This is a genomic window from Kitasatospora griseola, assembly GCF_014648555.1.
Classification (GTDB): domain Bacteria; phylum Actinomycetota; class Actinomycetes; order Streptomycetales; family Streptomycetaceae; genus Kitasatospora; species Kitasatospora griseola.
In genome coordinates this window covers 287,432-291,308 of record NZ_BMRI01000006.1, presented here as the reverse complement: position 1 = coordinate 291,308, position 3,877 = coordinate 287,432, and the positions used below count along the sequence as shown (strand labels likewise).

Annotated in this window: 4 protein-coding genes; 3 read left to right on the top strand and 1 reads right to left on the bottom strand. The window is 73.5% G+C overall.

Features of this window, described 5'->3' with window-relative positions:
• Positions 1-268 precede the first annotated feature (268 nt).
• The 3 genes from IEZ12_RS10865 to IEZ12_RS10855 all read left to right on the top strand — a co-directional run bounded on the left by IEZ12_RS10865 (position 269) and on the right by IEZ12_RS10855 (position 2,632).
• Positions 269-934, top strand: coding sequence for a DedA family protein (locus IEZ12_RS10865; RefSeq protein ID WP_189271814.1), 666 nt, complete (start codon positions 269-271; stop codon positions 932-934).
• A gap of 127 nt (positions 935-1,061) precedes the next feature.
• Positions 1,062-1,745 carry an O-methyltransferase gene (locus IEZ12_RS10860; protein ID WP_189271813.1) on the top strand — a complete coding sequence of 228 codons (684 nt, stop codon included), beginning with the start codon at positions 1,062-1,064 and terminating at the stop codon, positions 1,743-1,745.
• Between the two features lie 5 nt (positions 1,746-1,750).
• On the top strand, positions 1,751-2,632 hold the full coding sequence (locus tag IEZ12_RS10855) for a Gfo/Idh/MocA family protein (RefSeq protein ID WP_189271812.1): 882 nt from the start codon (positions 1,751-1,753) through the stop codon (positions 2,630-2,632).
• A gap of 21 nt (positions 2,633-2,653) precedes the next feature.
• On the opposite strand, the gene IEZ12_RS10850 is transcribed toward IEZ12_RS10855, so the two are convergent.
• Complete coding sequence (locus IEZ12_RS10850; RefSeq protein ID WP_189271811.1) at positions 2,654-3,742, bottom strand: hypothetical protein; 1,089 nt, start codon at positions 3,740-3,742, stop codon at positions 2,654-2,656.
• Positions 3,743-3,877 lie beyond the last annotated feature (135 nt).

Here is a 3,877-nt window from a genome sequence, read left to right as displayed (position 1 = left end):
CCGGCGGACGGCCCGGAACAGGTCCGGCGGGTGCGCCGAATGTCACCCGCGGACCGGGAACGAACCGGAGGCCGCCGGGAGTTGGACCGGGTGTGGGCGAGCGAGGGGGAGGAGCGTCCGAACCCCCGTTGAGCTGCTGCTGAGGGAGGCGCTCGGCCTGCGCGCCGGGAGCGGCTAGGCTGGCCGGGCTCGGGCCCTTTACCGAAGCTTTTCCCGTGTGCCGCCGTGCGTCGGCCGCCTGTCCCTGCCCTGACGGAGGTACTCCGCCTTGCACCTCGACCAGTGGATCGAGAGCGTTCCGCCGACCTCGGTGTACATCCTCATCGGCCTGATCATCGGACTGGAGAGTCTGGGCATTCCGCTGCCCGGCGAGATCGCCCTGGTCTCCTCCGCGCTGCTCGCCGCCAAGGGCATCGTCAGCCCGTGGGGCGTCGCGGGCTGCGCGATCGCCGGTGCGATCATCGGCGACTCGATCGGCTACGCGATCGGCCACAAGGGCGGCCGGCCGCTGTTCGAGAAACTCGGCCGCAGGTTCCCCAAGCACTTCGGACCCGAACATCTGGCCACCGCCGAGCGGGCGTTCCACCGCTGGGGCATGTGGGCGGTGTTCTTCGGCCGGTTCATCGCGCTGCTCCGGATCTTCGCCGGTCCGCTGGCCGGCACCCTGCGGATGCCGTACTGGAAGTTCCTGATCGCCAACGTGCTGGGCGGTGTGGTCTGGGCGGGCGGCACCACGCTGCTGGTGTACCAGGTCGGCAAGGTCGCCGAGGAGTACCTGAAGGGCGCCTCGTACATCGGTCTCGCCGCGGCCGCGGTGTTCGGCGTCGGCTCGGCGCTGGTGCTCAAGTGGCGGGCGAAGAAGTCCCGGGCCGAGCACCCCGAGCAGTCCGGCGGCAAGAGCGGCGAGCCGCTCAGCGAGACGCTCGTCGACTGACCCCGGAAGCCGCACCCGAAGGCCGCCGTGTCCCGCCCCGGACGCGGCGGCCTTCGCCGTGTTCGAGGGCGGCCGCGCACCGGACAGGGAGTAGGGTCGCAGCGCGAAGCGATCACGGAGGTGGGGAATGAGCACGCAGGAGAACCCGCAGCAGCGGTGGACGGCGGTGGACGACTACACCGCGGACCGGCTGATCGGCGAGGACGCGGTGCTGGACGCGGCCGTCGAGGCCGCCGACCGGGCCGGGCTGCCGCCGATCGCGGTGGCCCCGAACCAGGGCAAGCTGCTGCACCTGCTGGCCCGCATGCAGGGCGCCCGGCGGATCCTGGAGATCGGCACCCTGGCCGGCTACAGCGCCATCTGGCTGGCCCGTGCCCTGCCCGAGGGCGGCGCCCTGACCACGCTGGAGATCGACCCGGCGCACGCCGCGGTCGCCGCCGCCAACCTGGAACGGGCCGGTCTCGCCGACCGGGTCGAGATCCGGCTCGGCGCGGCCCGCGACACCCTGCGGCAGCTCACCGAGGAAGGTGTCGAACCGTACGACCTGGTGTTCGTCGACGCCGACAAGCCGAACATCCCGCACTACCTGGAGGCGTCGCTGGCGCTCACCCGGCCCGGCTCGGTGATCGTGATCGACAACGTGGTGCGCGGCGGCCGGCTCGCCGACCGGCAGAGCACCGACGAGGCCGTGCGCGGCGTCCAGCAGCTGCACGAGCTGCTCGCCGGCGACAAGCGGCTGGACGCCACCACCGTGCAGACCGTCGGCGCCAAGGGCTACGACGGTTTCACGCTGATCCGGGTGGAGGGCTGAGCACCGTGCGGATCGGACTCCTCGGCACCGGCCCCTGGGCGAGCCTGGTGCACGCCCCGGCCCTCGCCGCCCACCCCGACGTCGAATTCGCCGGCGTCTGGGGCCGTCGCCCCGAGGCCGCCAAGACCCTCGCCGCCGCCCACGGCGTCCCCGCCCACCAGGCGGTGGACGATCTGCTGGCCGACGTGGACGCCGTCGCCATCGCCCTGCCGCCGGACGTCCAGGCCGAGTACGCGGTGCGCGCCGCCGCGGCCGGCAAGCACCTGCTGCTGGACAAGCCGGTCGCCTCGACGGTCGACGCCGCCCGCGCCGTCGAGGACGCGGCAGCCGCGGCCGGCGTCGCCTCGGTGGTGTTCTTCACCGTCCGGTTCGGCGTCGCGCAGGGCGACTGGATCGTCGAACAGGCCGAGCGGGGCGGCTGGTTCACCGCGCACTGCCACTGGATCGGCTCGGTGTTCACCACCGACAGCCCCTACGCCGCGTCCCCGTGGCGCCAGCAGAAGGGCGCGCTGTGGGACGTCGGCCCGCACGCCCTGTCCGTGCTGCTGCCCGTCCTCGGCGACGTCGAACGGGTCGTCGCCGCGCCCGGCCCCGGCGACACCGCGCACCTGATCCTCCGTCACGAGAGCGGCGCGTCCAGCACCGTGACGCTCAGCCTGACCGCCCCGCCCGAGGCCTCCGCGCTCGGCGCGGGCGCCGAACTGCGCGGCACCGCCGGCGTCACCCGGCTCCCCGACCGGGACGGGCCGCCCACCGCCGCGTACGGGCGCGCGCTGGACGCCCTGCTGGCGGCGGCCGCGACCGGCACCCCGCATCCGTGCGACGTCCGGTTCGGGCGGCGCGTGGTGGAGGTGCTGGCGCAGGCGGAGGAACAGCTGCTGCGGTAGGTAGCTCCCGCCGACGGCCGGTCAGGGATTGACCGGGCGGCGGTCGGCCGGGCGGCGCGGCGGGATCGGGGTGGCGGGGAAGTCCCGCGGCCCCGTCCACAGCGCCGGCACCGCGTCCACGCGGCGGGCCAACTCGTAGGCGATCGCCTCGTAGTTGACCCGCCAGCCGCGGAAGTGCGCCCAGGCGTCCGCGACCGGCCGCTCCAGCCGCATCCCGGCAGCCGTCACCATCGCCACCGCCGCGTCGAACTCCGCGAAGGTCAACCGGATCGGCTCCTCCGGCTCCGGATCCGGTTCGAACGGGATCCGCAGCGCGGTCGCGATGTCGCGCAGCGCCGTGAACCCGGCGCGCAGCAGCAGCCGCGCCTCCGGCGGGGCCGAGCGCGGGTTCAGCGCCAGCTGCATGGCCGCCGCGTCCATCACGGCGATCAGGCCCACCACCCAGTTGCGGTACGGCTGCGGCGAGCGGAACGAGATCAGCACCGGATAGTTGGAGTGCCCCTCGCCGAGGTCCGCCGCCAGCCGCTCCCAGTCCCGGTACAGCTCCGGCAGCTCGCTCTCGGTCCGCACCAGCGCCTGCCGGGCCAGCAACTCCGGCCCCCAGGCCGGCTCACCGGCCCGCGACTGCAGCAGCGTCACCTCCAACTCCCGCCGGTTGTAGGCCGAGTAGAGCGTCGGCAGGTAGGCGATCAGCAGTGCGATGATCAGCGGGCCGTTGGCCGCCGCGAGGAAGTCGATCACCGACAGGTGCAGCCGGTCGCCGCTGGCGAAGCCCAGCGTGAACAGGCTCGACCCGGCCTCCCGGAACGCGACGTGCCACGGCAGTTCGGACGTCCCTATCAACAGCAGGGTGTACGCCATCAGCGTCGACAGCAGCCAGCACCCCAGCATCCCGAGCAGCGTCAGCGGCGCCAGCCAGGTCTGCGCCCGGTCGATCGCCCGGTACCCGCCGAACGGCGCCGCCACCGTCCGCACCACCACCCGCAGCGACGACCACAGTCGGATCGCCAACGCCGAGTACAGCCCGCGCGGCACCACCAGCGTCCGCAGAATGCTGCCCGCCGTCCAGACCAGCAGTGCCACCCCGAGCACGGTGAAGATCACTCTCATTCGGCCATTGTGACGCCCCGCCACGGCCTTTCCGAGGTGCGACGGCCGCCGGGGGTGAACAGGACGCCCCGGAACATGGGGTAAGCTTCTCAGCAGGTCGAACGGAGCGAACGAGCAACCGGCGGCCACACCCTT